This window comes from Singulisphaera rosea (assembly GCF_054877945.1).
The window spans coordinates 102,469-127,049 of the sequence record NZ_JBTYIP020000026.1; the positions used below are offsets into that span (position 1 = coordinate 102,469).

A 24,581-nucleotide genomic window follows, 5' to 3' on the forward strand; every position below is an offset into this window, starting at 1 on the left:
ATCGCCGTCCGGCGGCTCCATGACTCGCACGGAAGGGAGCACGACGATGCCCACGACCATCCGTTGGCGGGTGATCCTGTCGACCGCGGCGCTCGCCCTGACGGCCCTCGGGACGGCTACTGCCCTCGCGCAAGGCGAGGCCGAATCACTCTCGCAAAGCTTCCGCAAAGCGGCCCAAAGGGCCCTTCCCGCCGTCGTCTCGGTCAAGGCGATCGGGGTCGTCGCCCCGTTCGAACGCCCGGCCCCTTATGACCCGCTCTGGCGAGGGGGACGATTCGGCCCGGACTCCATGCCCCAAGACGAAGGGGGAGGCTCGGGCGTTGTGATCGACGCCGAGAAGGGCTTCGTGCTGACCAACGACCACGTCGTGCAGAACGCGTCGAAGGTCGTGGTGCTCCTCCAGGATGGGCGGGAGCGACCGGCCTCGCAGATCCATCGCGACCCCAAGAGCGACCTCGCGCTCCTGATCATCGACCCCAAGGGGCTGACCAAGGCGGACTGGGGCGACTCGCAGTCGCTCGACATCGGCGACTGGGTCCTGGCCGTCGGGCAGCCGTTCGGGCTCTCGGGCACGGTGACGGCCGGCATCATCAGCGGCAAGAGTCGCGGGATCGGGATGTCGATGTATGAGGACCTGATCCAGACCGACGCCGCGATCAACCCCGGCAGCTCGGGGGGCCCGCTGGTCAACCTCCGGGGCGAGATCGTCGGGATCAACACCGCGATCAAGACCGTCCGGGGGGCGTACGAGGGGGTCGGCTTCGCGATCCCGTCGGCCAGGGCCCGACGAGTCGCCGCCGACCTCGCCGAGCACGGGAGGGTCCGGCGCTCCTACATGGGGATCCAGATCGGTATCGTCGACCGCTCGACGCTCGAACGCCTCGACCAACCGGGTGCGGTCGCCATTACCGGGGTCAGCCCCGGCAGCCCCGCCGCCGAGGCCGGGCTGAGGGTCGGCGACGTCTTGCTCCGCCTCGACGGCAAGCCGGTCGGCGGCTCGGGTCAGCTCCAGACGGCCATCGAAGTGGCCCCCGTCGGCACGCCCATCGCCGTCGAGGTCGACCGCAACGGCGAACGTCGCGAGCTCAAGGTCGTGCCCAAGGAGCAGCCCGAGTCGTTCGGCCTCCGCGAGCGGTCGCCGAGCGAATTCCCCAAAGTCCGGCCCGGCCCGTTCGATGGCGTCCCCCGGTTCCCCGAGCCTCGCCCCGCGGGCCCTCGGGTCGACATCCCCCGAATCGAGACCGACTTGCTCGTGGCCGACGTCCACTTCCCCGAGCTCGGCCTGAGGCTCAGCAACCCATCGCCCGCGCTCGCCCAGCGGTTCCGGATCGCCCGACCGACGCATGGGCTGCTGATCGTCGGCATCGACCGCGACGGGCCGGCCGACCGCGGCGGGCTCGAGACCGGGATGATCATCACGAATCTCCTCGACCGCACGCTCGACTCCATCGACGACGTCCGCGACGCCCTGGCCAAACGCCCCAAGGATCGCGAGCTGGTCGTCCGGGTCCTCAGAGGATCCAAGGCCGAGCTGCGACTGATCCCTGACACCGCCGTGGAGAACGGCCCGGCGACGGGAGCGCCGGACGGCCAAGCCAAGCCCCCTTCGAGCCCGGATTGACGACGCGACGCGACGTGACGTGACCCGGGGCATGCACGATGACCCGAGACCGCCTCGTCCAAGGAACGGACCCGAAACGACTCAAGATGAGCCACAAAGGTAAGGGAAGGGCCACGTCATGAAACGCCGTATCCTGGTGGTGGACGACACGCCACTGATCCGCGAGCACCTGCGCCAGATCCTCGAGAGCGACGGGTTCGAGGTGGAGACCGCCGTCGACGGCCGCTCGGCGTTGGCCTGCGCCCGCGAACGCCTCTTCCACCTGGTCATCACCGACCTGCGCATGCCCGACATGAGCGGGATCGAGCTGCTCACGATCGTCCGGGCCGAAAAGCTCCCGTTCGGCGTGATCGTGCTGACCGGCCACGGCGATACCCAGGTCGCACTCGACGTCATGAAGGCCGGCGCCGACGACTTCGTGACGAAGCCCTATGAGCCCGACCACCTCCGTTTCCTCGTCAAGCGGATCCTCGAACGCCGGCTCCTGATCGACGAGCTCCGGCAGCTCCGCAAGCAGATGAGCGAGGACTACAGCTTCCACAACATCGTGTCCAAAAGCCCGAAGATGCGGAAGGTCTTCGACCTGATCGAGCACGTCGGTCCGCTCGGCTCGACCGTCCTCGTCCACGGCGAAACCGGCACCGGCAAGGAGCTCGTCGCGCAGGCGATCCACGCCGCCGACAGCCTCCGCAACGGGCCCTTCATCGCCCTCAACTGCGCGGCGCTCCAGGAGTCCCTCCTCGAGAGCGAGCTGTTCGGCCACGAGAAGGGCTCGTTCACCGGCGCCGACCGTCGCAAGAAGGGACGCTTCGAGCTGGCCGACGGCGGCACGTTCTTCCTCGACGAAGTCGGGGACGTCTCCCCGGCGATGCAGGCGAAGTTGCTCCGGGTCCTCCAGTCGGGGACGTTCGAGCGTGTCGGCGGGACGGAGACCTTGCAGGTCGACGTGAGGATCATCGCGGCGAGCAACAAGCGGCTCGAGGACGAGGTCAAGGCGGGCCGGTTCCGCTCCGACCTGTTCTACCGCCTGAACGTGATCCGGATCGACCTCCCGCCGCTCCGCGAGCGGGCCGAGGACATCCCGCTCCTGGCGATGCATTTCCTCGAGAAGTTCACGCCGATGAGCACCCCGCCGGTCACCGAGATCGACGAAGAGGCGATGCAGGCGCTCTTGCAGCATTCCTGGCCGGGGCACATCCGCGAGCTCGAGAACGCGATCAAGGCCGCCGTGGCCATGGCCGACGGGTCCAAGATCCACCGCGACGCCCTCCCCGCCACCGTCGCCCCCCGGGCACGCAAGCCGGCCGCGTCTTCCTCCCTCATCGACATCGAGCGGCCCCTGCCGGACCTCACCAACGACCTGATCGGCCGCGTCGAGCGCGACTACTTCGTCCGACTCCTCGCCCGCTACAAGGGCAACGTCGCCCGTTGCGCCAAGCACAGCGGCCTCTCCCGCCGCAGCGTGACCCAGAAGCTCCAAAAATACGACCTCGACCGCACCCGCTTCAAAGACGCCGTGGTCGTCGACCCGGCGGATGTGTGAAAGGAACGGAGAGATTCACCACAAAGGCACAAAGGACACAAAGTAGAATTCAAAAATTTTAATCTTTGTGTCCTTTGTGCCTTTGTGGTGAGTTTCTTTTGATTTCGATCACGGCAAGGGAACACCCTTGAATTCAAACTCGAGCGGGATCGTCAGGACCTTGCTCGGGGTCTCGTAGACGAACTGGTAGTCGGACGGCTGGCCGGGGGCGTCGACGAAGAGGTATTCGAAGCCGAGTTGGCCGCCGTCGGCGGCAGTGTTGTTCATGCCGCCGTTGTGCTCGAAGCGTGAGCCATCGGCTTTCTGGAGCCACAGGCGGTTGTTGAAGAGCCCTTGGCGGTAGCTCTCGAACGCCGGACCGTCGCCGGGATAGTTGAGCTGGACGTTGACCTTCCAGACCTGCTCATCGACCTCGGTCCCCTCGAGCTTGACCTGGATATCCCCTTCCTTGAGGACGACGTTCTCCTTGACCAGGCTGGGGAACTTGAACGTCTTGATCCCGGCGGGCAACGTGATGTCCGCCTTGATCTTCATCGACCCGAGTGCCTTGGCCGAACGATCCGGGGCGACGAGCATGACGTAGAGTTCGGCCGCCGGATTTTCGGGCCGGAGCACGACCGAGGTCGACTCCATCATGACCTGGGGTTCGACCGTCCGGCCCTGGTCGTCGGTGATCTTCAGTTCGTCGACCTTGAGCGCCAGGAGCATCGGGCGAAGCCTCGGCTCCCACGCGACCTCGAATTGGGTGTTCGCGGTGCTCATGTCGGTCTGGAGGTCACGCAAGGCGTTGATCTGCTTGAACGCGATGCGGAACGGGCCGTTGTACTGGACGTACTTGCGGGGTTGGGGCTTCCCGGCCATCAGGCCGATCGAGCCGTCCCCTGTGTAGAAGTTGGGAGTGACCTCCGCCTTCTCGGCGATTTCGTCGAGCGCCTCGAAGAACGACTTGCCCGCGATGTCGAGGTCGAGCGCCGGGTTGGTGACTTCGCCCCCTTCCTTCTCACGGAGATCGTTAATGACGTTCCCCGACTGCGCCTGGAGTTTCTGAAGCGCCTCGGTGAGCCGGATCCCCGTCCCCTGGATCGTGACCTTCGAGGCGCCGAGGTTGGTTTGATCCTCCGCCTCCTTGAGCGCCGCCCGGACTCGTCCCAGGCCCTTTTCTTTCTCCCCCGTGAGGTCTTTCCCCGGCTCGGGTAAGAGCGGCAAGACCTTCGCTCCGAGCTTGATCAACGCCTCCTCGGCCGCCTTCCGAGTCTCCATCTTGGGCGACCCGAGCCTCTCCACCAACTGCCCCACCCGATCCTTCAGCGCCGCATCCGACGCCTGCCCGAAGGATTTGGCTCCCGTGAGTGAGAGGACCAAAACCCATACCCCTATTGCCGCGAAGCGGTATCGCATTTCCTGGACTTCCTTTCACCACAAAGGCACAAAGACACAAAGGAAGAAAAGCAAGTCAACCCACGAGACGTTTGATGCCGTTCTTCAGGAGCGGGACATTGAAATTGATCAGCAAACCAAGCCATAAACCTTTAAGTCGCAAGTAGGTTAAGAGCTGTGCCTCGTGTATGGCCATCAACCTCTCGACAGACTTGATCTCGACAATCACCAAAGCTTCAACAACGAAATCGAGTCGATACCCACAATCGAGCTGACACCCCTTGTAATTCAACGGCAAATCCAACTGTCTCTCGAATTGAGTATTTTGCAGCGACAGCTCATATCAAAGATATTGTTCATGTGTCGATTCCATCAGTCACGGACCCAAGAACCGATGCACCTCGATTGCGGCTCCAACGACCAAGTTTGAAAGCCGATCGGCTTGCCTTTTATTTTCATCAGAATGATTATGCTTTTCCATAAATTCTTCGGTCTTCCTTTGCGTCTTTGTGCCTTTGTGGTGAACACCTCTTCTCGCTCCATCCTCGGCTTCACCCCACCGACCATCGGCCATCCTCCATCACGACTCGTCCATCGGCGGTGATTCTCCCCCCCTTGCGAGTGTCGACGATGAGGTCCCAATGGAGGGCGGAGACATTGGTGCCGCCGGTCTCGGGGTAGCTCTGGCCGAGGGCGAGGTGGACGGTCCCGCCGATCTTCTCGTCGTAGAGGATGCTCCCGGTGAAGCGGTCGATCCCGCCGTTCAGGCCGAGCCCGAGCTCGCCGAGATAACGGGCGCCCGGGTCGAGGTCGAGCATGGAGAGGAGATAGGCCTCGCCCTCGTCGGCGCGGGCCGAGACGACCCGGCCGCCCTCGAACTCGAGGGTGATCCCTACGAGCTCGTGACCCCCTCGGCAGACGGGGAATCCGCACCGGAGGCGTCCCTTCACGCTGGTCTCGACAGGCCCGGTGAAGATCTCGCCCGAGGGCATGTTGCGCCGGCCGTCGGAGTTGATCCAGGTCCGGCCGGCGACCGAGAGTGTCAAGTCGGTCCCCTCCGCCTCGATCCGGACGGTGCTCACGCCCCCCATGAACGACACTAGGCCCGCCTGGCGTCGGCCGAGCTCCTGCCAGGCGGCGACGGGGTCGGGACGATCGAGGAACATCGACGAGGCGACATACGCCTCATACGCATCCCGGTCCATCTTGGCGTCGGCGGCATACGCGGCGGTGGGATACTGTGTGAGCACCCAGCGCGACTTGAGCGCGGCCCTTCGGATCGGGTCGCGGGCGCGGTCGAGCTTCGCCTGCCGCGCCGGGTCGACCTGGCGCATCGAGCGGGTGTCGCTCTCGGCCGAGATCCGGATCCGTCCGTCGACCGTCTCCGCCTCGTGCAACGCTTGGGGGGAAACGTGCTCCAACTGGGCGTCGCTGGCGTTCTGGACGAAGAACTCGCCCAGGCCCGGCAGCTCGAGCCGGACCAGCGGATGGGCCCCTCGGAGGATCACCGCCCGGGCGCAGGCCTCGACCAGCGGCCGCCCCTCCCAGTCCGACGCGATCACGATCGTCTCGCCGGCCGCGACCCGCACGCAATAATCCACCAGGAGATCCGCCCAACGCCCGATCACGTCATCCGTCACGAGACCACCCCCACCGACCCACGCGACAACTGTCAAACACCGCAAGAATTCAGCTTATCGCAACCCTGTCGGGGCTGCAACCGAGCCATCACGGGGGAGAGGTTTTGGTGGTCTCCGATCAAGGGGATGTCGGCCACGTGAGGAAGATTTCAGCCACGGATCGAACACGGATGAAACACGGATGGGAAAGATGATCATCAACAGATGACGCAGGCCGAATCAGCCAATCAAAACTTAGTCTCTCTTAGTTTTTAATTATATTCATTATTTTCGATTTTCAATCTTCGTATCCCATCCATGTTCGATCCGCGGCCAAAAATTCTCAACTCATGGCCAAACAATCAACTTTTGGCGAGCGCGTCTTTCAGGATGTGAAATTGCTCATTCATGGCCGGTCCGATGATGCGTTTCCAGTAGGCCGAGCGGTGTTCGCCGGGGGATTGGGCGTAGCTGAAGGGAATGTGTTTCTCCATGAGGAGGCGGGCGAACTCGTGGTTGTGGCCGAGGAAGGGGTCTTCGGTCCCGCAGTCGAGGTGGATGAAAGGCAGGGATTCGAGGCGGGCGTTGGCGACGAGGGTGAAGGGGTCGTGGGCCTGGCACTCGGCGAGGGTCGTGAACATCCGGCCGTGGGGGGTACGTTCTTCCTGGCTGTCGAAGTCGGGCTGGCCGATGGCGGAGTTGACCTTGGCCTCGGGGTTTCGGCTCGGGAAGACGGCATCGGGGTGTTCGTTGAGGAGCCTCATGCCGCCCCGGGCGTAGTCGAGGGCGCCGCTCGTGCTGCCGATCGAGAGGAAGATGTCGGGATGGCGGAGGCCGAGGGTGATCGCGCCGTAGCCTCCCATCGAGAGGCCGAAGATCGCCCGTCCTTGGCGAGCCGCGACGGTCCGATAGGACGAGTCGACGTGCGTGAGGAGGTCCTTGACGATCGCATCTTCCCAGTCGTTCTTTCCCCCCGGCTCGCTCGACGCCCAGTTCACGTACCAGGAGTTGGCCCCGTCGGGGAGGACGACGATCAACTTCAACGGGGCCGCCGCCTGCTCGGCGCCGTGGTTGCTCCACTTGGTGAAATCGCCCGAAAACCCGTGGAGCAGATACAGGACCGGGTATCGTTCGCCCGAGGATTCATACCCGGCGGGGAGGATGACCCGGCACCTCAGCTTACGACCGACCGACGGGCTGTCGTACTCGTCCGTCTTGACGACCTGCTGCGCGGCGACGGGCTGGGCGAGCACGGCGAACAGGCAGGCCACGATCAGACTCCGAGCCACGTAAGTCATTGAAGTCGATCCTCTTCGAAGAATGGTGCCCATCCGGAAACCCGACGGATGCTTCGGAACCGGGCTCCTGTCGGGGAAAGCCATGATATCCCGAGCGGGAGTCGTCACCGTCGGCAGGGCCAGGATTTCGGCTTTGGAGTAATGGCCGGGGTCGGGACGGAGAATCACCCGACCTCGTCCGAGACGACCGCACGCATCCCGACCGGCGCGAGGGACCATGATGTCAGGGCGTCGGCGGGGCGGCAAGGCGCGAACTCCGGGCGCCGAAATGCCTCGGTTCAAGTAAGCGTACCCTTGGCGTCGCGGATCCGTCCCGGCGATGGAATTCGGTCTCGCGACCTGCAAATCTCGGCACCTGCGCCACTTCCGCCGGATCGACAAAAAAATCTTCCTGGTCGATGTCAGATCCGGGCTTGTCCGGCCAATGTTACTAGCATCCGTCCCCAGCATCCGGCCACAATCGAACAACATTCAGTGTCCCGTGGTTTTGTCCATCTGAGTGTTCGTTGATGCTTAATGATTTCGAACTTCGGGCCGTGGTCGACGCCGTCCTTCGAGGGCAGCACGACGCGTTCCTGAAGATCATGCGCGCGTTCGGGCTCCCGGTCCGATCCTATGTCGCGAGCCACGTCTTCCACATGGACGACGTCGACGACGTGACGCAGGACGTCTTCTTCGTCGCGTTCCGGAATCTTCGCGACTACCGGCAAGGGGACGACTTCGGGGCCTGGCTGCGGGGGATCGCGAGGAAGAAGGTCTCCGAGCATTTCCGGAAGTCGTCGAGGCGGCACAGGGCCATGTCCCGGTTCCGCGAGGAGGTCGTGCGGGTGCTGGAGGTCGACCTCGAGGAGGTAGTCGCCGCCGACCGCTCGGAGTCGATCGAGGTCCTGTTGCGTTGCATCGGCCAACTGCCCGAACGTTTGCGCAAGGTCGTCCGGGCCGGGCTGGAAGGCGACAAGCCGGCGGACCTCGCCGGGAGGCTTGAGACGACCGTGGGGGCGATCTATCGCCTCCACTACCGCGCCAACCAGTTACTCCGCGGCTGCATGCAGAAAGAGCTGGGATGATGGACGACGACCTGATCGACCTGATCTCGGCCTGCCGCGGCGGGGACCTCTCCCCTGCCCGTTGCGAACAACTCCTGGCCCGCCTCCGGGGCGACGGGGACTTCCGGGCGTCGGCCGCCGCGGAGCTCCGCATGCTCGGGATGCTCAGGGCGGTCCAGTACACCGAACCCCGCTGGCTCATGATGCACGAGGAGCTGGGCTGCGGGACCGAGGAGCGTACGGCCGAGGACCTCGAGCGCGATTTCTTGCAGCGGATCCGCGAGATCCACCACGAGGACGCCCCCGTCTCGAGGAAGGCGTGGGTTTTTGCAGCCGTTGCGGCCGTGTTCCTCCTGGCCCTCACGGTCCGGCTCTGGCCGCCCCGACGACCGATCGACCCGCCGTCGAGGCCTGCCGGCGTGCTGGCGAAGACCCCGAAGGCCAATGGCTTCGCGGTCGTGATCCAACTCGTCCAGGCCGAGTGGGAGCCGCTCGATGGACCGGCGCCCGCCGAGGGGGACGTCGTGTCCGCCCGGCGACTCTGCCTGCGGGCGGGCAGGGCAACGCTGGCGTTCCTCAGCGGCGTGACGCTGACCCTGGAAGGGCCGGCCGACATCGACGTCGTCTCGATGGGGCGGGTCTTCTGCCGGCGAGGCCGGCTGCGGGCCAGGGTCCCCGAGGGGGCGGAAGGGTTCGTCGTCGCCTCGCCCAACTCGGCCGTGGTCGACCTCGGGACCGAGTTCGGCCTGAATGTCGACGGCGACGGCAAATCTCAGGTGATGGTCTTCGAGGGGAAAGCCGAGGCCGCCGTCTTGAACGAAGTGGGGTCACCGCTACGGAGCCGGCAGGTCGGCGAGCGTCATGCCTTCGAGATCGACCCGAAGAGCGGACGGATCGAAGAGGCCACCGCTCATTCCGAAGACTTCGTCAGGCGCCCGGCCCTGGCCATCCCCCCCCTGGCCCTCGACCCTTCCTACCGCCAGGCCGTGCTCGACGACGGCCCCTGGGGTTACTGGCGTTTCGAGTCGATCGATCGGGGGACGGTTGCGAACGAGGTCGCGGAACAGCCGCCGCTCCGGGCGACCGGCCCCGTGCAGGCGGTCGTCGCGGGGGACGACAATCGCTGCGCGGAGTTCTCCGACGACCCTGCCGAGCAGTCATTCGAGATGGACGGCCTGTGGGAAACTCCGACCTCGCTGGAATACGCGATCGAGCTCTGGGCCTTGCCCGAGAAGATCAGCCACGCCGCGCTCGCCGGCCTGATCGAGTCGGATCCGGCGGCCGACGATTATAAGCACCTGTGCCTCCTCGAGCTGACGGCCAGCGTGCGCCTGGCGTCGCCCCTCCTGCCCCCGGCCTCGGCCCGGTTCCTGCATCGCTGGCCGCCGGCGGCCTCGGCGGGCGACAACGTCTTCGGGGCGAAGTATTACATCCCGTACCGCTGGCACCACCTCGTGGCCCAGAGCAAGGGGGGGCGCATGGAGCTCTACATGGACGGGGCGCCAACCCACTCCACCTGGCCCACGGCCGAGCACGCGAAACGGGCCTGCCGCCTACTCCTGGGGCGGTTGAAGCCCCTCCCCAGGATGGCGGGCCTGGGACAAAGCCGGCCGTTCGTCGGCCGGATGGACGAGCTGGCCCTTTACAACCACATCCTGACCCCCGAGGAGGTCCAACACCACTACGACTTGGGCGTGCATGGAGGGCGTTCGCGCACGCCTTGAGTGGAAACTTATCGCCGGGACCTCTCGACGATGGGTTGCCCGTCTCTTCACGTCTGCCGTTTCCCGTCTTCTCGGATGACCGGATCCCCGTCTTTTCTGGATCATCCCGGGCCTCGATGCCCGGGAGGAGGAACCTGATGCGACGCCGCGGCTTCACACTCATCGAACTCTTGGTCGTCATCGCGATCATCGCCGTCCTCATCGCCCTGCTCCTGCCAGCCGTCCAGTCGGCCCGCGAAGCGGCCCGCCGGATGCAATGCACGAACAACCTCAAGCAAATCGGCCTGTCGATGGCCAACTACGAGAGCGGCTTCGGATCCTACCCATGGGGCGAAGGGCCGACCCTCGACACATACTGGTCGGCCCTGGCGTTGATGCTGCCCTACATGGAGCAGGGCAACACCTTCAACACCATCAACTTCGTCTTCGGGTCGGCCAACCTCGGCGGGCCGAGGATCCCCTACCCGAGCGGCGCCAGGGTCCCCGTGAACTCGACCGCGCTCACGCTTCGCCTGAACGTGGCCCTGTGTCCGTCCGACGGGCGTGAGGCGCTCTCGCTGGCCGTGGGCCACACCAACTATGCGGCCAGCGGCGGCACGGTCCCGCTCGCGTATTCGACCGGCTGCGACGGGATCTTCTGCAAGGTCGACGGCGTCAACTCGGGGGCCGTCCTCATGGCATCGGCCGGCGCCCAGCGAGGCTTCGTCGTCCGGATCGCCGACATCACCGACGGGACCAGCAACACCGCCGCGTTCAGCGAGCGGATCAAGGGCGTCGGCACCCAGAACAACGACGTCATCGACTCCTCGAGGCCTTCGACGACGTATTACAAGATCCCCAGCACGGCGTACTTCGCCGACAGCCCCCCATCTCCTTACACGAGCTGGAGGGACGTCATCCAGGTGACGTACAACAACTGCCGGTCGTCGTCGACGGTGTTCACCGCGGGCTCGGGGGTCGACACCACGTCGATCACCGCCATGGGCATGTATTGGTGGATCGGACGCTGGATCTCCGGGCGCTACAACCACGTCATGCCGCCGAACTCGAAGTTCTGCACCGCCGGCGGCATCAACGGCGGCGAGCTCGCCTTCGGCCCCAACAGCTACCACCCCGGCGGCGTCAACGTCACCTTCGCGGACGGCTCCGTCCGCTTCGTCAAGGAGAGCATCTCTCCCCAGACATGGTGGAACCTCGGCACCCGCGCCGGCGGCGAGGTCATCTCGGCCGACAGCTATTGAGTTGCCACACCGTTATCCTCACACATGAACGTCCGCAAAGGCTGTGCGACTCCTGGAGGGTAATTCACTCCGGAGATACACAGCCTCGCGTATTGCAGCTTCGATGTTGTATGCGAGCTCCGGAGGAGCGACAGGAAATCGCCGGGTGGCAATTTCAGGACGATAGCCCCTTTCCCTGAGACGACATGCCCAGTGGCGAGGGGTCGGCGTTGACGGTGTCGGAAGCCCGGTTTTGAAGAAAAAAACCGGGCTTCGAAATCAGGAGGATCCGAATGAGAAGGCGCAAGGTCCCCCGACAAATCCTCATCATGGCCTTGTCCGCGACATCTCTGGCGGGAGGGTGCAGCTTCTCGGATGCGCCACCGATCTCGGGGTCGACGACGGAGGTCAACCTCAAGGGGACGGTGCGGGTTCGGGGCAAGGCGGTGACGAACGGGATCGTCTCGTTCCGGACCGCGAACATCAACCGCCCGAATGCCCCGCTGAACGAGGCCCCGATCGGCAAGGACGGGACCTACAGCATCAAGACGCTCGAGGGGGAGAACTTCGTCGAAGTCTCCTGCAAGGAACTCTTCACGGCGAAGAACCGGATCCTGGCCGAGAACGAGCAGATGATTATCATCAAGCCCGGCGAAAGCACCCTCGACATCGACATCCCGGCTCACCCTCCCGCCACTTCCCAGTAGCGGCCGCGGGGGAAGCCTATTGCCGGAACCCTCGACTCGAACGATCCGAGACCTCGTGAGACTGCACCCATGATCCCGACGTTCGCATTGATCGCCGCCATGGCCCTCCTCGGCGACACGGGCCCGGTCGTCCTGGTCCGCGAAGGGACGTCGGCCTGCACGATTATCACGGCCGACGACCCCTCGCCGTCGGCCCGGGAGGCGGCCGGCGATCTTCAGATCTGGCTCCGCAAGTCGAGCGGTGCGGTCGTGCCGATTGTCGTCGAGTCGAAGGCCCCCGCCGAGCTTGGGTCGACCGCCATCCTCGTCGGCGACACCAAGCGGTCGAGGGCCCTGGGGATCGACCCGAGCCGCCTGCGCCGCGAGGAGTTCCTCCTCAAGACGTTCGAGAGCAAGACCCTCGTGGTCCTCGGCAACGACGTGCGGGCCGACGGCCTGCCGATCCGAGGGACCTCGCTCGCCGCCCAGGTCTTCGTCGATCGCGTGCTCGGCGTCCGGCTGCTCTGGCCCGGCGCGTTGGGCGAGATCGTGCCGAAGCGACCGACCATCGAGGTCCGCGACCTCGACATCCGCGAAACCCCTCGGCTCGTCCAGCGCGGGATCCGCGACCTCGGGAACGCCGGGAGCGTCCTCGACCCGAAGCTCGACGCCCTCGGCTGGGACCGTAAGGCCTACACACGGTTCGAGGAGCCCTCCGCCGTCTGGTTCCGCTTCCATCGCCTCGGGAGCAGCTACAACGGCGACTTCGGCCACGCCTACGGCGACTACTGGGAGCGGTTCCACCAGTCCCACCCCGACTGGTTCGCGCTCCAGCCGGACGGGACCCGAGATAACAGCGAGCCGGCCTACGCCGGGTATCCCGGGCAACAGCTCTGCGTCTCGAACCCCGATCTCATCAGGCAGGTGGCCGCCGACTGCATCGACAAGCTCCGGAAGTACCCGACCCTCGACACCGTCTCCGTCGCCCCCAACGACGACGGCCCCCAGACCTACTGCCTCTGTCCGAAGTGCGAGGCCTGGGATGCCCCCGACGGGCGCGTCGTCCGCATGGGGAGCCGCAAGGGGACGCTCCAGCACGTCTCGATGACCGACCGCATCGTCCGGTTCTTCAACGCCGTGGCCGAGCTTGTCGCCAAGGATCTGCCCGATCGTTACGTCGGGGCGCTCGCGTATAGCGTGTACGAACTCCCCCCTGTTCGCACCAAGGTCCACGAACGAATCATCATCGGGTACGTACCCGCGATCGATGCCTACGTCAACGACGCGGCCCGCGAGGACATGCGGGCCGGCTGGCTCAAGTGGGCCGAGGCGGCGCCCCATTTGTTCTATCGCCCCAACGTGCTGATGGCCCTCCACGCCCTGCCCACGGTTTACGTCCACCGGCTCGGCGAGGACATGCGCCTCTTCGCCGACCACAACATGATGTTCGTCGACTTCGACTGCAACTATCAGCACTGGTCCACGAACGGCCTGAACTACTACGTCCTCGCCCGACTGATCTGGGATCCCCACCTCGACGTCGACGCAATCGTCGACGAATACTGCTCCGCCGGGTTCGGACCCGCCTCGGGCGCCGTGAGGGCCTACTTCGACGAGCTCGAGCGGCTCACGACGACGATCGCCGCAGGACGGCACCGCCCTACCCCCCAGGAACTCGCCCGGCACTACTCCGACGAGACCTTGAACCGCCTCGGCGCCCTGCTCGACCGCGCGGCGCGCGAGGCCGGCGACGGCGTCTACCGACGTCGCGTCGACTTCCTCCGCCAGGGCCTCGACTACGCCCCCGTCTCGCGCGACTACCAACTGGCCAAGGAGGCCGGCGTCCGCGGCGACAAGTGGCAGTGGCGGAAATACATGGAGCAGGCCGTGCGTCGAGCGATCTTCTTCGAGAAGCTCGGACCCTCGTGGGCCATTCACGCCCCCTGGCTGATTTATTGGGACCGTTGATCGCGGCTGGCGATCGCGTTGCAGTTCACCGATACGAGCCCGAAGCGCCAGCGAGTGAAGCCTTCCCCTGTGGAAACTCGGGGGGGAGATTCACTCGCTGGCGCTTCGGGCTCGTATCGGTCGGGGGGGCCACCTCGCCGGATGCGAGCAAGGCGATCGCGGACATGGTCGGCTTGTGGGGATCCTGGCAGGTCGCAAAAATCGAATCCTGGCCTGTAAGATCCGAGTCGGTTGTTTGTGAAACTCTTTGAGGAGGAGAACTTGGCCACCGTCCCACCGACTCGAGCAAGCCTGCTGGTCCGACTGAAAGCGCCTCGCGACGAGCGGGCCTGGGCCGAGTTCGTGGAGACGTACGAGCCGCTCATCCATCGGCTCGCCCGCGCCAAGGGGCTTCAGCGGGCCGACGCGGACGACCTCGCGCAGGATGTTTTCCGGGCGGTCGCGGCGGCGATCGAGCCATGGAACGCCGACCCCGCCCGGGGGTCGTTCCGCGGCTGGCTTTCGCGGGTCGCGCGGAACCTGATCGTGAACCTCCTGGTCGCCCGAGGACGGAGGACGGCGGGCATCGGGACGGGGGGGACGGAGATGCTCGCGCTCCTGGAGGAGATCCCCTCGAAGGACGCCGCCGCCGAAGCCCTGTTCGACGTCGAATATCGTCGCCAGGTCTTCGCGCTCGCCTCCCAACGCGCCCGAGGGCACGTCCACGAAACGACGTGGAAGGCCTTCTGGCTCACCGGCGTCGAGGGTCGAGACGTCGCCGAGGTCGCCGCCGAGCTCGGGATGTCCCCCGGTGCGCTCTATGTCGCCCGGAGCCGGGTCATCGCCCGCCTGAAGCGGGAGATCGAGTCGATCCGAGGTGAAGAGGAAAGCGGCATGTCGATGGACGCGCAGCCCGACAGGCTCGACGCTCGAGAGCCTTGAAACGCCGGTCGGCCGCGTCCGTGGAGATCGTGATCTCAAAGTCTCCCGGAGCTTCACCATGGCCAACTGCCCCAAACCGGATCGTCTCCTACGACTGCTCGGCGACGAGCCGCCCGAAGGAGATCAGTCGGAGCTGTACGCCCACATCGAAGCCTGCGCGCATTGTCGCGGCCTTCTCGATCGCATGGCCGCCCAGAGCGGGATCTGGAACGACCTCGCGCTGCTTCGTGAGCCTCCTTCGAAGGCCCTCTTCGTCGATGACGCAAGCCTCCTTGAGGGGGGGTTACCCGACGATGAGTCCATCCCGTTGGGACTGATGGAGCCGCCCGACGAGCCGGGATCTCTCGGCAAGCTCGGCCCTTATTCGGTCATACGGCAGATCGGCCGAGGCGGGATGGGGATCGTCTTCTTAGCGAAGGATCATGCGCTCAATCGTTTAGTGGCGATCAAGCTCTTGACCCCCGGGATGGCCGCGACCGGCGCGGCTCGTCGACGATTCGCGAGGGAGGCGAGGGCCGCGGCCGCGGTGGTCCACGAGCACGTCGTGACGATCCACGCCGTCGACACCTTGCCCCAGGGCGTCCCCTACCTGGTGATGCAATACGTCGCCGGCAAGTCGGCCCAGGAGTTGATCGACCGGGGCCAACCCACGGAGCTGGTCGAGATCCTCCGGATCGGCAGCCAGGCCGCCGGCGCGTTGGCCGCGGCCCACGCCCAGGGGCTCATCCATCGCGATATCAAGCCCGCCAACATCCTGCTCGAGGATGGCGTGGATCGGGTCAAGATCACCGACTTCGGGCTCGCCCGAGCGGTGGACGACGCCTCGATCTCCCAGTCGGGTGTCGTCGCGGGAACACCCCAATACATGTCGCCGGAGCAGGCCGGCGGCGAGCCCGTCGACCACCGGACCGACCTGTTCAGCCTCGGGAGCGTGTTGTACGCCCTCTGCACAGGCCAAGCCCCGTTCCGGGGAAACTCCACCATGGCCACGCTCCGGAAGGTCTGCGAGCAGTCGCCAAGGCCCGTCACGTCGTACAACCCCGACATACCGACCTGGCTCATCAAGATCATCGACAAGCTCCACGCCAAGAACCCCTCCGACCGCTACCGGTCGGCGGCCGAGGTCGCCTCGCTTCTGGGTCGTTGCCTGGCCCACGTCCAGCACCCGACCGGCAGCCCCCTGCCCGCCGAGTTGCTCCCGGCGCGCCGCCGGCGGTCGGTCGCGGCCTGGGGAGCCGTGCCCGTCGGGATCATCCTGGCGAGCCTCCTGGGCCTCCCCTCGGCCAGGGCGGCGGCGGAACAGGCCGCCGGATACGTCGCCACCGTGCTCCGCCTCAAGACGCCCGAGGGGACCCTGGTCGTCGAGGCCGAGGACCCCGACATCGGCCTCAGGCTCGACGGCTCCGACCTGGTCGTGATCAACGCCGGCTTCAAGGAGCTTCGCCTCTCCGCGGGCTCGCACACCCTCCAGGCCTCGAAGGACGGGAAGGTCCTCCGTGACGAGTTGGTCACGGTCACCCGAGGGGGGCGGACCGTCCTGAAGATCCGGAGAGAGGCCGGACCCGAGCAGTCTCAAGCGTCCCCGGCCCCGCCGACGGTACCGGTACCCTCGGCCGCGAGCCCCGACCGTTCACAGGAAGTGAATCGCCTGGTCGACGAGTTGAAACTCAGGCCGCTCCGGCCGCGGACCCTCCCCGACCCGGGGATGCGGATTTATATGAGAGACCTCGTCGAGGCGAAGACGTCGCTCGTCGCCGACCCCTCCGCATTCGGTCTCGCCTATGCGGAGATCCCGGAATGGTCGCAAGACGGCCAACGCATCGTCTTCCAGATCCAGCCCCGAAAGAGTGATTGGACCAGCTCGGAGCTCGTCCTGATCGAGGGCCGAGGGGCACGGTCCAGGATCCGGAAGCTCGGGCCAGGCTGCTGCGTGAGCCTCTCCCCCAACGGCCAGACCATCGCATACCTGGAGCTCGAATCGGGGAGCATGAGAGATCATCCGGGGCTTGTGCTGATGAACCTCGACCGCAGCTCCCGACGAAACATCGACATCATCGGAGCCCCCACCTGGTCGCCCGACGGGACTCGCCTGCTCATCAACAGCATCCTCGAGCCCACCGAGGTCAAGATTCACGACCTGGCGAAGGATCAGACGGTCAACGTGATCGTGCCGGGAAAGACGATCTATTCCTGGGCACGCTGGGCCGGGCCGAACCAACTCCTCGCCAGCCTCGGGGGGGAGAAGATGCCGGATTCTCTCGCGATCCTCGACATCGAGAATCCTTCGGTGGCGAAGGTCGCCCGGACCCTCTGGCACCGATCCTCGAAAGAGGACGTCTACCCGCGATGGCCGGTCATTTCGGCATCCACAGGCAAGTGGTTCTTCATTGGAGAATCCGGCGATACGCGAACGATTTACGCCGGCTCGACCCAGGAAGACGGCCAGGGCCCCCTGACCGCCATCGAGTCAGGCGGCCCCAAGCTGAGCGGCCTGAGCATCTCGCCCGACGGCCGCTATCTCCTCTATGCCTCGGATCGTGTCGACCGTCTCCCTGAGCCCGTCGAGAGCGGCCGACCATCGTCTCGCATTGCTCGCTGAACTCCACCGAGCTCTCGCCGAGAGAGCTCTTCACCGCAAAGGCATGAAGGCACAAAGGGAGAAACTCGAGAGGACGACTCCCTCTCGAGATCCCTTCTGTGATTTCTTTGTGCCTTCGTGGTGAATCTCGAACGACTCAATCGGAGCGAAGAACCTGGTGGTCTTCGGTGTTGAGTCTCGACGTCGTCAGGGCGAGGGAGGCGATGCAGCCCCCTCCGGGCCTTCGATGATCCGCAAGGTCTTCGCGGCCTCTCGGCGGAACTCCTGGTCGTTGTCTTCGCCCGAGGCACGGAGGCGGGGGATCGCCGACGAGGCGGCGGCCCCGAACCGTCGGAGCGAGTCGAGGGCGGTGTACCGCAAGGACAAAGGCGAATCCAGGACCCCGGTCAGGGCCCGGACCGCGTCCCCGGCATGCGTCGAGCCCGGCGCGACCTGTCCCAGGGCCCTGACGGCTTCGTCGCCGTCGATCGGATCTTCGAGCTTGGTCGCCAGGGCGTCGTGGACCGTCGCGATCAGGGCAGGCACGGCGTCCGCCCCCTTCGGGCCGAAATCGCTCAGGGCCTGGGCGGCCTCGAGGCGTCTCCTGGCCTCCTGGGAGCGCAAGGCCACGCTCAAGGCGTCGATGGCCTCGCGAGAGGGCCCCGCGTCCCGCACGATCTCGGGCAGGGCCTTGATGGCCCAGCAGACCGGGTCCCATTCGTCGGCCAGCAACTCGGGACCCGGCCTCTTGTCGACCAGGCTCGTGTCCTTGCCAATCATGGCGACGAGCGCGGGCAGGGCCGGTGCGGCCCTCGGCCCGACCTTGGCCAGCAGCGACGCGGCGTAGCAGCGCACGCGACAGTCGTACTTTTCCCCCAGTTTCTCGACCAGCATCGGGATGAGTTCGGCGGGAGGTGCGTTGTCCCAGGCGCCCAACGCGCCGGCGCAGGCCATGCGGACATCCTCCGTGCCATTCTCCAGCGACTCGAAGAGAGGAGGCAGCGCCGAGGCGTCGTCCGCATGACACACGACCAGCGTCGAAGCCGCCTCGGCACGGACCTCGGAGGAGGGGTCCCCGCGAAGCGCCGAGATCAAGCCCGACGCCGGCGCCACCGGGAATCTCCTCCGGGCCGTCCTGACGGACATCCCCCCACCACCACCGACCGGCGACCCGCCCACCGCGCTCGTCATCGCCACGTACCGAGGGCCCCTCGCCGCCGAGACACGAACCTCCGCTTTCGGGTCCGCCAGGGACCTCGACAGGGCCTCGCTCACCTCCCGCACGTCGCAAGGGAGGCTCGTCCCGCTCGCCCCGAGGATCGTGAACACGTTGCGGATCGCCCCCACGCGGACGTCGACGCTCGGGTCCCCCATCGCCCCGAGCAACGCTTTCACCGAGGCGTGGGCTTCCGCCCCCCTGTTCGAGGACCCCGCCGCCGTCGCCCCTGCCGACCCGAGCGCGAAGACCGCTTCGACGCGGACTCGATCCGAGGCATCTCCGAGCGCCTCGGTGAGGGCGGGGATCGCCACCCCGACCTCGCCCGGCGGAACAGCCCCGAGCTCTCGGGCGGCGATCAATCGCTCGTCAGGATCCTCGCTGCGGAGCGCCCGGGCCTGGTCTCTCACCGGCTTCGATTCCATCTCGCGGACGAGCTGCCAGCCCAGCAGCGGGAGGGCTCCGCACGCGGCGAGGAGGAGCATCAGCCTGACGGCCATATGAAAACCGCGGACCGCCCACCCCGGCCGCGACCGCGAATCCGACCGTCCCGATCCTTCCGGCTCGCCCATCTCCGATGCCTCCCCCGGACATTCATTCGTCGATGTGTCCGCGTCCGACCCGGATCGCTTGTCGACTTACGGGATCGCGCATTGATCCCGTAAGGGTAGAATCACCCCTCGCCTCCCGATCGGCGACCCCGAGATCCAGGGGGGGGCAGGCGATCTTGACGGCAAAGTGGATCCTGATTCGTCTGCGTTCCCGAAGATGGGCCCTGACGGGTCGAGCGTCGGCGTCGCGATGTCCGGAGAGCCGTCCACGCCCCTACCGCTTCGGCAAGGCGCGAACGAGGAATGATCGCGAAGGGCCGAATGGCCCCCTCCATTAAAGTCGATGGATCCGACCGTGAGAATACCGGACCTGCGACTCTTTTTCAGAGATGGGCCGTTGGAAGCTCCCAACCCCGATCGGATCGACCCCGATGGATACTCACTGCACAGGCACAAAGCCTCCCCGAGAGGACGCCGAAAGAATTCGCAATTTGAAGACGCTCTTGATTGTTCTTTGGTGACTTTGTGCGGCAGAGCTCGGCCGCCTCCATTGGTCCCGAGGATGGGCCGACGCGTTCAACCGCCGAATGGAAGGACATAGCCGAGCTTCCGCAACCGAGCCCGAACGGCCGCCTCGTCGGCGATGGAGAAGACCAGGCGACGGTCGCCCGCGAGTTGGCAACGCTTGCTCAGGTCGCGGTCGTGGACCAACAGCAGCGCCGTCTCCGGGCTCGAGCATTCGATCATCCGGGCCGTGCCGAGGTCGCGGAGTTGCCCCGCCCGAGCCTTCGTGTCCTCGAGAAACACGTTCACCGTCTGCGGGAGCGGGTCGCGACTCCGAGCGGCCAGGAACGTGGTGAATTCGTCGAGGTCGAACCCACCCTCGACCGCGGCCAGGATCTTGAGACGTTCGAGCCGCCAGACCGAGTCGGACGTCCGCTCGGCGTATCGGTCGAGGACGAGGAGGTCGGCAGGGTCCGGATCCTGGCCGACGAGCACAATGTCGAGGTTGGGCAAGACCTGGAGATTCGGCTCGATACGTTCGACTTCCGGCTCATACTCCCTGGTCAGCCCCAGGCACCACGCCCCCAGCCCGTTGATCCTGAAGTACTTGAGGCCGTCGTATCGGCTCATGCATTCGCAATGGTCGAGGCTCCAAAGGCCCCGAAAATCGCCTCGAGCGAGTTGCGGAGGGATGAAGGCAACGTCGAGGATGCCGAGCGTCGCCGCCACTTCGAAGAGGAATGTCAAGATATATCGGCCCTGGAGTTGCTCCCATTTGATCGGATCATTGAAGGCAAGGCGATTGTAATCGGGTTCGACGAAACACAGCATCCACTCGTTATTGACCACTTCGAGTTCCTGACCCGTCGCGCGAATGAAGCGAAAGAACTCATCGGGCTCAATCCAGAGGCCTGGGGGGCACTCCTCGAGGGCGTCCACCAGAACCCGACGACGCGTGTTCGGAGCCGTCGGCCGAGCCTTGCTCTGTCCCTTGAGCAATTCGAACCTCTGGAGTTCGTCGAAGAGCGTCGTACTGCACCACTTCTTCCAGGCCGAGCGTAAGACGACCTCGGGCCGTTGGCCGAGGGCTTTTCGTCCTTCGGCCGACAACTCCAGCTTTGAGCCCGAGAGGCTCGCCAGCCCGGCCACTTGGAGGATGAGCGGCCAGGCGTAGGCCCGGATCGCGAGGTCAAATCCTGGGTCGCTTTCGTCCTCGGATTGGTCGGCCGCGTCGTAGAAATCACCTTTGACGAGGAAACCGCGGATGATTTCGACTGAGGCTTTGGCGGGCCGTCGAGTCTTCGCGCTCGCCCGGAGTTTCCCCGACTCGACCAGCCGCAAAATCGTCCCCAGCTCCTTTCGGGCGACTGGCTCGGTGGACCTACGTCGAATCGGGATTGATTCCGGTTCTTGATCCGGATGAGTCTTCTTCCTCGGCCTGGACAACCGAACAGCCTCGGGCGGTTGCTCGACGGCCGTCAGCGTGACCTCCCTGGGCTCGGGCACGAAAGTCTTTAGCATTTCGAGGAGTTCAACCGGGACCGAAGAACGATCCGGCATCAGGAGGGAAAGCGGCGACGGATGCCTCGGCGCCCCGAATCTGGGCGGCCGCCCATACTTGGCCTCGAACCGGGGCAAGTCGAGTCGCCCATGATGATCGTGGACCGCCTCCTGGATGGCGGCCTTGTTGATGTCCTCCAATCCTTCGTAGACCTGTCTCACTCGATCCGGACGGCTCATCTCGGCCGTCAGGAACGGGACCAGGTCCCGCTTTCGCGTCGGCGGCTGAGAAACAAGGAGCGGACCGAGCGGGACCAGGTGATCCAGGCTGAGCCGTTGATAAGACTCCTCCAGTCGAACTCGTTCGATGGCCCTCGATCTCATCTCACGTATCCTAATGTCCAGAAATCCAATCAACGCGTGAGCCAGCACACGCCCCTCTGCATTATCCACCATGCGGGACGCCGAAGACTCGATTGATCGAAGATTCGACTGATCGAAGATTCGACCCAACGATCAACCCGGCCGAGTGTCTGTCCCGAAACCCGGTGTTTTCTTCAACACCGGGTTTCTAACACCGTCAGAGCCCCTCCTCTCGGGATGTCACCGCCTGCTCCCTCAGAAACCCGGTGTTGAAGAAAACACCGGGTTTCGAGACAGGTTCCGAGCGGATCCAGGGAGACGGCGAATAACGGCCCTCGTGAAACGTCTCCCTATTTGGAGGCACCGGCTCCTCGAGGGCATCGATTAGCCCATTAAAACCACATGAAATTTCTCGTTATTATCTTTGCGCTATCTAGCCCGCCGGGGCCTGCCGACGATCGCGTCACCTATCTCGGCAAGACCGTCGACGAATGGACCGCTGTCCTGCGAGACGGGACGAGCCGGGATCCCCAGCAGGTGCTGCGGGCGTTGGGCGAGTTCGGGCCGGCCGCGCGGGGGGCGGTGCCGGAGTTGGTGAAGCGGCTCAACGGGCCGGGTGGGATCGATACGGCGGTGATGGAAACTCTCGGGCGAATCGGGCCCGACGCGGCGCCGGCGCTCCCGATCTTGTTGAAGAGGTTCGTCGACGACGGATGCAACTTCGCGTTCCCGATGAAGATCGTCGAGCCACTGCACGGCGCGCGCCTCGCCCTGGCCAGGATCGGCAAGCCGGCCGTCCCGGGCCTGATCGCGGTGCTCGACGGCCCGAACGGCTCGATTCGCGAGTGCGCGGCCCAGGTCCTCGGCGAGATCGGCCCCGACGCCGAGGCCGCGGTGCCGGCCCTGATCCGGGCGCTCGACGTGGGGAACAAGGCCCCCGACCCTCAGGCCGAGAGCCTGCGAAACGAGGCCATCGACGCCCTCGGCAAGATCGGACCGGCAGCCGCCTCGGCAGTCCCCGCGATCCGAGCCTTGATCGGTCCGGATCTCCTCCAAGGCCCCGCCGAGGCCCTGGAGAAGATCGGCGTCGTGCCCATCCCGGAACTCGTCGACTCATTTTTGACCCAGGACGAGACGTCGGCCACCGCGAACCTGCAACGGCTCGGCCCAAGGGCCAGGGAGGCGATCCCGTCACTGCGGAAGGCACTCTCCGACCCGACGAAGAAGCGCCGGACGGAAGCCGCCGAGATCCTCGCGTTTGTCGACCCGACGGCGACCGAGGTGGTGCCGATCTTGATCGAAGGCCTCGCCATGCGTCCCAGACAGCTCGCGATCAACAAAATCCCCGACGCCTTGGCCCGGATCGGCCCGCCGGCCCATCAGGCGATCCCGGCCCTCATCGCGAAGCTGAAGACGGACGAGGCCACCGGCGAAATGGCCAGGGCCCTGATCCAGATCGACCTCGAAGCCAAGGCATGCCTTCCGGCCCTGGTCGCCGGGTTGAGCCACCCGAATCTCGACGTCGCCGGCGCCTCGGCCGAATGCCTGGGGCTCCTCGGCCCTAGGGCCAGGTCCGCCGTCCCGGCCCTGGCCGAGGCGCTCCTGCGGGACGACAGCCCCGACGGAGGATTCGGCCTCGCGACCTTCCTGGACGAGCTCGACTTCGAGGAGGATCCGGCCCAGGTCCTGGCGATCAAGGCCCTGGGCCGCATCGGCCCCGAGGCGAAAGCGGCGATCCCCGCCCTGATCAAGGCGCTGGAGTTCCAGCCCCCGCCGTCCGACGGCAAACGGCGACCCTTTGAGCTCAACCACGCGACCGCCGTGGCCTCGGCCGAACTCCTCGGCACCTTCGGCCCCGAGGCGAAGCTCGCCGTCCCCGCCCTGATCAAGGCCCTGCTCTGCCGAGACGAGGCCGGCAGGAACTGGCAAGTCCGCCAGGCCGCCACGCTCGCGCTCGGCCGGATCGGCCCCGCCGCGAAGTCGGCCGTCCCGTTCCTCCGGAGGATGTTGACGGAAGAGGACCGTCGCCCGGTCGCCGCCGCCGTCATCGCCCTATCCCAGCTCACCCCCGAGGGGAAAGCCCAGGCCGAGGCCTGGGCCGACGCCTCCGACGACCCCGACGCCCGCGCCTGGGTGCTCGCCGCCCTGGGCAAGCCGAGCTTCGAGGCCGACACCCGAACCCAATTCTGGCTGAACCGCCTCGACCGGAACCTCGCCGCGGCCCTCGAAGAAGGCTACGACGAGGCCCGTTTCACCGAGGGCTATTTCCAGCAATTCGACAGACTCGGCATCGGTGCGCGAATGGCCATCCCCCGCCTCAACGCCCTCCGATCCCACCCCAACCCCTGGATCCGCCGTCGTGCCGAGGAGACCCTGGGAGAGATCGTCCCAAGCGCCGAGGCCTTGGAAAAATGATCCAACTCCGACCACACGCACCGATCGACCCCAACGAATCTCGGCCCCGAAACCCGCCTACTTTCGATAAAACAGTTTTTATCGTTCAGGCACTTTATTTGTTAGCACTCGAACTTCCTTTCAATAATTTTCGTCTTCGGACCCCGTGCGGAACAGGCCCGGCCGCCAAGCAACCCGGAACCCGACCCCCAAATTCCGATCTGTCGATGTTAAGTTTTCCCAAACGGCTGACGATCGAGCCGCAGTGTCACGATTCCGCATGACCCGGCCGGGTGGTCGACGGCGACGACGCTTGCGGCGCCCCGGACCCGAGGACGACGCGATGAAGGGCCCCCTTCGCTCTCACCCCACCCTCGCGGCAGTCGTCAAACACGGGACATGCGTCACATCCGCGATTCGTTTCGGCGACGCCCCAAGATTGACGGCGCACA

The 24,581-nt window shown here is 65.7% G+C and carries 16 protein-coding genes; 10 read left to right on the top strand and 6 right to left on the bottom strand.

Annotated elements, in window-relative coordinates:
• The first annotated feature begins 46 nt into the window (after positions 1-46).
• Entirely contained in the window at positions 47-1,621 is a 1,575-nt protein-coding gene (locus tag ACYOEI_RS31525) for a trypsin-like peptidase domain-containing protein (RefSeq protein WP_462853794.1), read from the top strand.
• Between the two features lie 118 nt (positions 1,622-1,739).
• A complete protein-coding gene (locus ACYOEI_RS31530) occupies positions 1,740-3,164 on the top strand; it encodes a sigma-54-dependent transcriptional regulator (protein WP_462853796.1) in 1,425 nt (474 codons plus the stop codon).
• Between the two features lie 108 nt (positions 3,165-3,272).
• Here ACYOEI_RS31530 and ACYOEI_RS31535 read toward each other — a convergent pair whose 3' ends face one another.
• From ACYOEI_RS31535 to ACYOEI_RS31550, 4 genes are all read right to left on the bottom strand, one after another.
• Positions 3,273-4,562, bottom strand: a complete 1,290-nt coding sequence (locus tag ACYOEI_RS31535; protein ID WP_462853797.1) for a hypothetical protein — start codon at positions 4,560-4,562, stop codon at positions 3,273-3,275.
• Positions 4,563-4,617: 55 nt separating this feature from the next.
• On the bottom strand, positions 4,618-4,878 hold the full coding sequence (locus tag ACYOEI_RS31540; RefSeq protein ID WP_462853842.1) for a GxxExxY protein: 261 nt from the start codon (positions 4,876-4,878) through the stop codon (positions 4,618-4,620).
• Between the two features lie 214 nt (positions 4,879-5,092).
• Positions 5,093-6,181 carry an aminopeptidase gene (locus ACYOEI_RS31545; RefSeq protein WP_462853799.1) on the bottom strand — a complete coding sequence of 363 codons (1,089 nt, stop codon included), beginning with the start codon at positions 6,179-6,181 and terminating at the stop codon, positions 5,093-5,095.
• Between the two features lie 341 nt (positions 6,182-6,522).
• The gene (locus ACYOEI_RS31550) at positions 6,523-7,458 is read right to left on the bottom strand and encodes an alpha/beta hydrolase (protein ID WP_462853801.1); all 936 of its coding nucleotides are present in this window, start codon (positions 7,456-7,458) and stop codon (positions 6,523-6,525) included.
• Positions 7,459-7,967: 509 nt separating this feature from the next.
• On the opposite strand from ACYOEI_RS31550, the gene ACYOEI_RS31555 reads away from it, so the two are divergent.
• The 7 genes from ACYOEI_RS31555 (at position 7,968) to ACYOEI_RS31585 (ending at position 17,622) form a co-directional block, all read left to right on the top strand.
• Positions 7,968-8,525, top strand: coding sequence for a sigma-70 family RNA polymerase sigma factor (locus tag ACYOEI_RS31555; RefSeq protein ID WP_462853802.1), 558 nt, complete (start codon positions 7,968-7,970; stop codon positions 8,523-8,525).
• Positions 8,522-10,228, top strand: a complete 1,707-nt coding sequence (locus ACYOEI_RS31560) for a LamG-like jellyroll fold domain-containing protein (protein WP_462853804.1) — start codon at positions 8,522-8,524, stop codon at positions 10,226-10,228. Before ACYOEI_RS31555 ends, ACYOEI_RS31560 begins: the two co-directional genes overlap by 4 nt.
• A gap of 137 nt (positions 10,229-10,365) precedes the next feature.
• Positions 10,366-11,469, top strand: coding sequence for a DUF1559 family PulG-like putative transporter (locus tag ACYOEI_RS31565; protein ID WP_462853805.1), 1,104 nt, complete (start codon positions 10,366-10,368; stop codon positions 11,467-11,469).
• 272 nt (positions 11,470-11,741) lie between these two features.
• A complete protein-coding gene (locus ACYOEI_RS31570; RefSeq protein WP_462853806.1) occupies positions 11,742-12,155 on the top strand; it encodes a hypothetical protein in 414 nt (137 codons plus the stop codon).
• 69 nt (positions 12,156-12,224) lie between these two features.
• Positions 12,225-14,102 carry a DUF4838 domain-containing protein gene (locus ACYOEI_RS31575; RefSeq protein WP_462853808.1) on the top strand — a complete coding sequence of 626 codons (1,878 nt, stop codon included), beginning with the start codon at positions 12,225-12,227 and terminating at the stop codon, positions 14,100-14,102.
• A gap of 261 nt (positions 14,103-14,363) precedes the next feature.
• Positions 14,364-15,023: an RNA polymerase sigma factor gene (locus tag ACYOEI_RS31580; protein WP_462853809.1), complete on the top strand. Its 660-nt coding sequence runs from the start codon at positions 14,364-14,366 to the stop codon at positions 15,021-15,023.
• 58 nt (positions 15,024-15,081) lie between these two features.
• Positions 15,082-17,622, top strand: a complete 2,541-nt coding sequence (locus tag ACYOEI_RS31585) for a protein kinase domain-containing protein (RefSeq protein ID WP_462853810.1) — start codon at positions 15,082-15,084, stop codon at positions 17,620-17,622.
• Positions 17,623-17,808: 186 nt separating this feature from the next.
• On the opposite strand, the gene ACYOEI_RS31590 is transcribed toward ACYOEI_RS31585, so the two are convergent.
• Positions 17,809-19,389 carry a HEAT repeat domain-containing protein gene (locus ACYOEI_RS31590; RefSeq protein ID WP_462853811.1) on the bottom strand — a complete coding sequence of 527 codons (1,581 nt, stop codon included), beginning with the start codon at positions 19,387-19,389 and terminating at the stop codon, positions 17,809-17,811.
• A 555-nt stretch (positions 19,390-19,944) separates the two neighbouring features.
• Positions 19,945-21,756, bottom strand: a complete 1,812-nt coding sequence (locus ACYOEI_RS31595) for a helicase-associated domain-containing protein (protein ID WP_462853813.1) — start codon at positions 21,754-21,756, stop codon at positions 19,945-19,947.
• Between the two features lie 381 nt (positions 21,757-22,137).
• On the opposite strand from ACYOEI_RS31595, the gene ACYOEI_RS31600 reads away from it, so the two are divergent.
• Positions 22,138-24,150, top strand: coding sequence for a HEAT repeat domain-containing protein (locus ACYOEI_RS31600; RefSeq protein WP_462853815.1), 2,013 nt, complete (start codon positions 22,138-22,140; stop codon positions 24,148-24,150).
• Positions 24,151-24,581: the final 431 nt, after the last annotated feature.

Coding starts and splice junctions, on each gene's coding strand:
- ACYOEI_RS31525 (WP_462853794.1), top strand. CDS start 47: ATGCCCACGACCATCCGTTGGCGGGTGATCCTGTCGACCGCGGCGCTC.
- ACYOEI_RS31530 (WP_462853796.1), top strand. CDS start 1,740: ATGAAACGCCGTATCCTGGTGGTGGACGACACGCCACTGATCCGCGAG.
- ACYOEI_RS31535 (WP_462853797.1), bottom strand. CDS start 4,562: ATGCGATACCGCTTCGCGGCAATAGGGGTATGGGTTTTGGTCCTCTCA.
- ACYOEI_RS31550 (WP_462853801.1), bottom strand. CDS start 7,458: ATGACTTACGTGGCTCGGAGTCTGATCGTGGCCTGCCTGTTCGCCGTG.
- ACYOEI_RS31555 (WP_462853802.1), top strand. CDS start 7,968: ATGCTTAATGATTTCGAACTTCGGGCCGTGGTCGACGCCGTCCTTCGA.
- ACYOEI_RS31560 (WP_462853804.1), top strand. CDS start 8,522: ATGATGGACGACGACCTGATCGACCTGATCTCGGCCTGCCGCGGCGGG.
- ACYOEI_RS31565 (WP_462853805.1), top strand. CDS start 10,366: ATGCGACGCCGCGGCTTCACACTCATCGAACTCTTGGTCGTCATCGCG.
- ACYOEI_RS31570 (WP_462853806.1), top strand. CDS start 11,742: ATGAGAAGGCGCAAGGTCCCCCGACAAATCCTCATCATGGCCTTGTCC.
- ACYOEI_RS31575 (WP_462853808.1), top strand. CDS start 12,225: ATGATCCCGACGTTCGCATTGATCGCCGCCATGGCCCTCCTCGGCGAC.
- ACYOEI_RS31585 (WP_462853810.1), top strand. CDS start 15,082: ATGGCCAACTGCCCCAAACCGGATCGTCTCCTACGACTGCTCGGCGAC.
- ACYOEI_RS31590 (WP_462853811.1), bottom strand. CDS start 19,389: ATGGGCGAGCCGGAAGGATCGGGACGGTCGGATTCGCGGTCGCGGCCG.
- ACYOEI_RS31595 (WP_462853813.1), bottom strand. CDS start 21,756: ATGAGATCGAGGGCCATCGAACGAGTTCGACTGGAGGAGTCTTATCAA.
- ACYOEI_RS31600 (WP_462853815.1), top strand. CDS start 22,138: ATGAAATTTCTCGTTATTATCTTTGCGCTATCTAGCCCGCCGGGGCCT.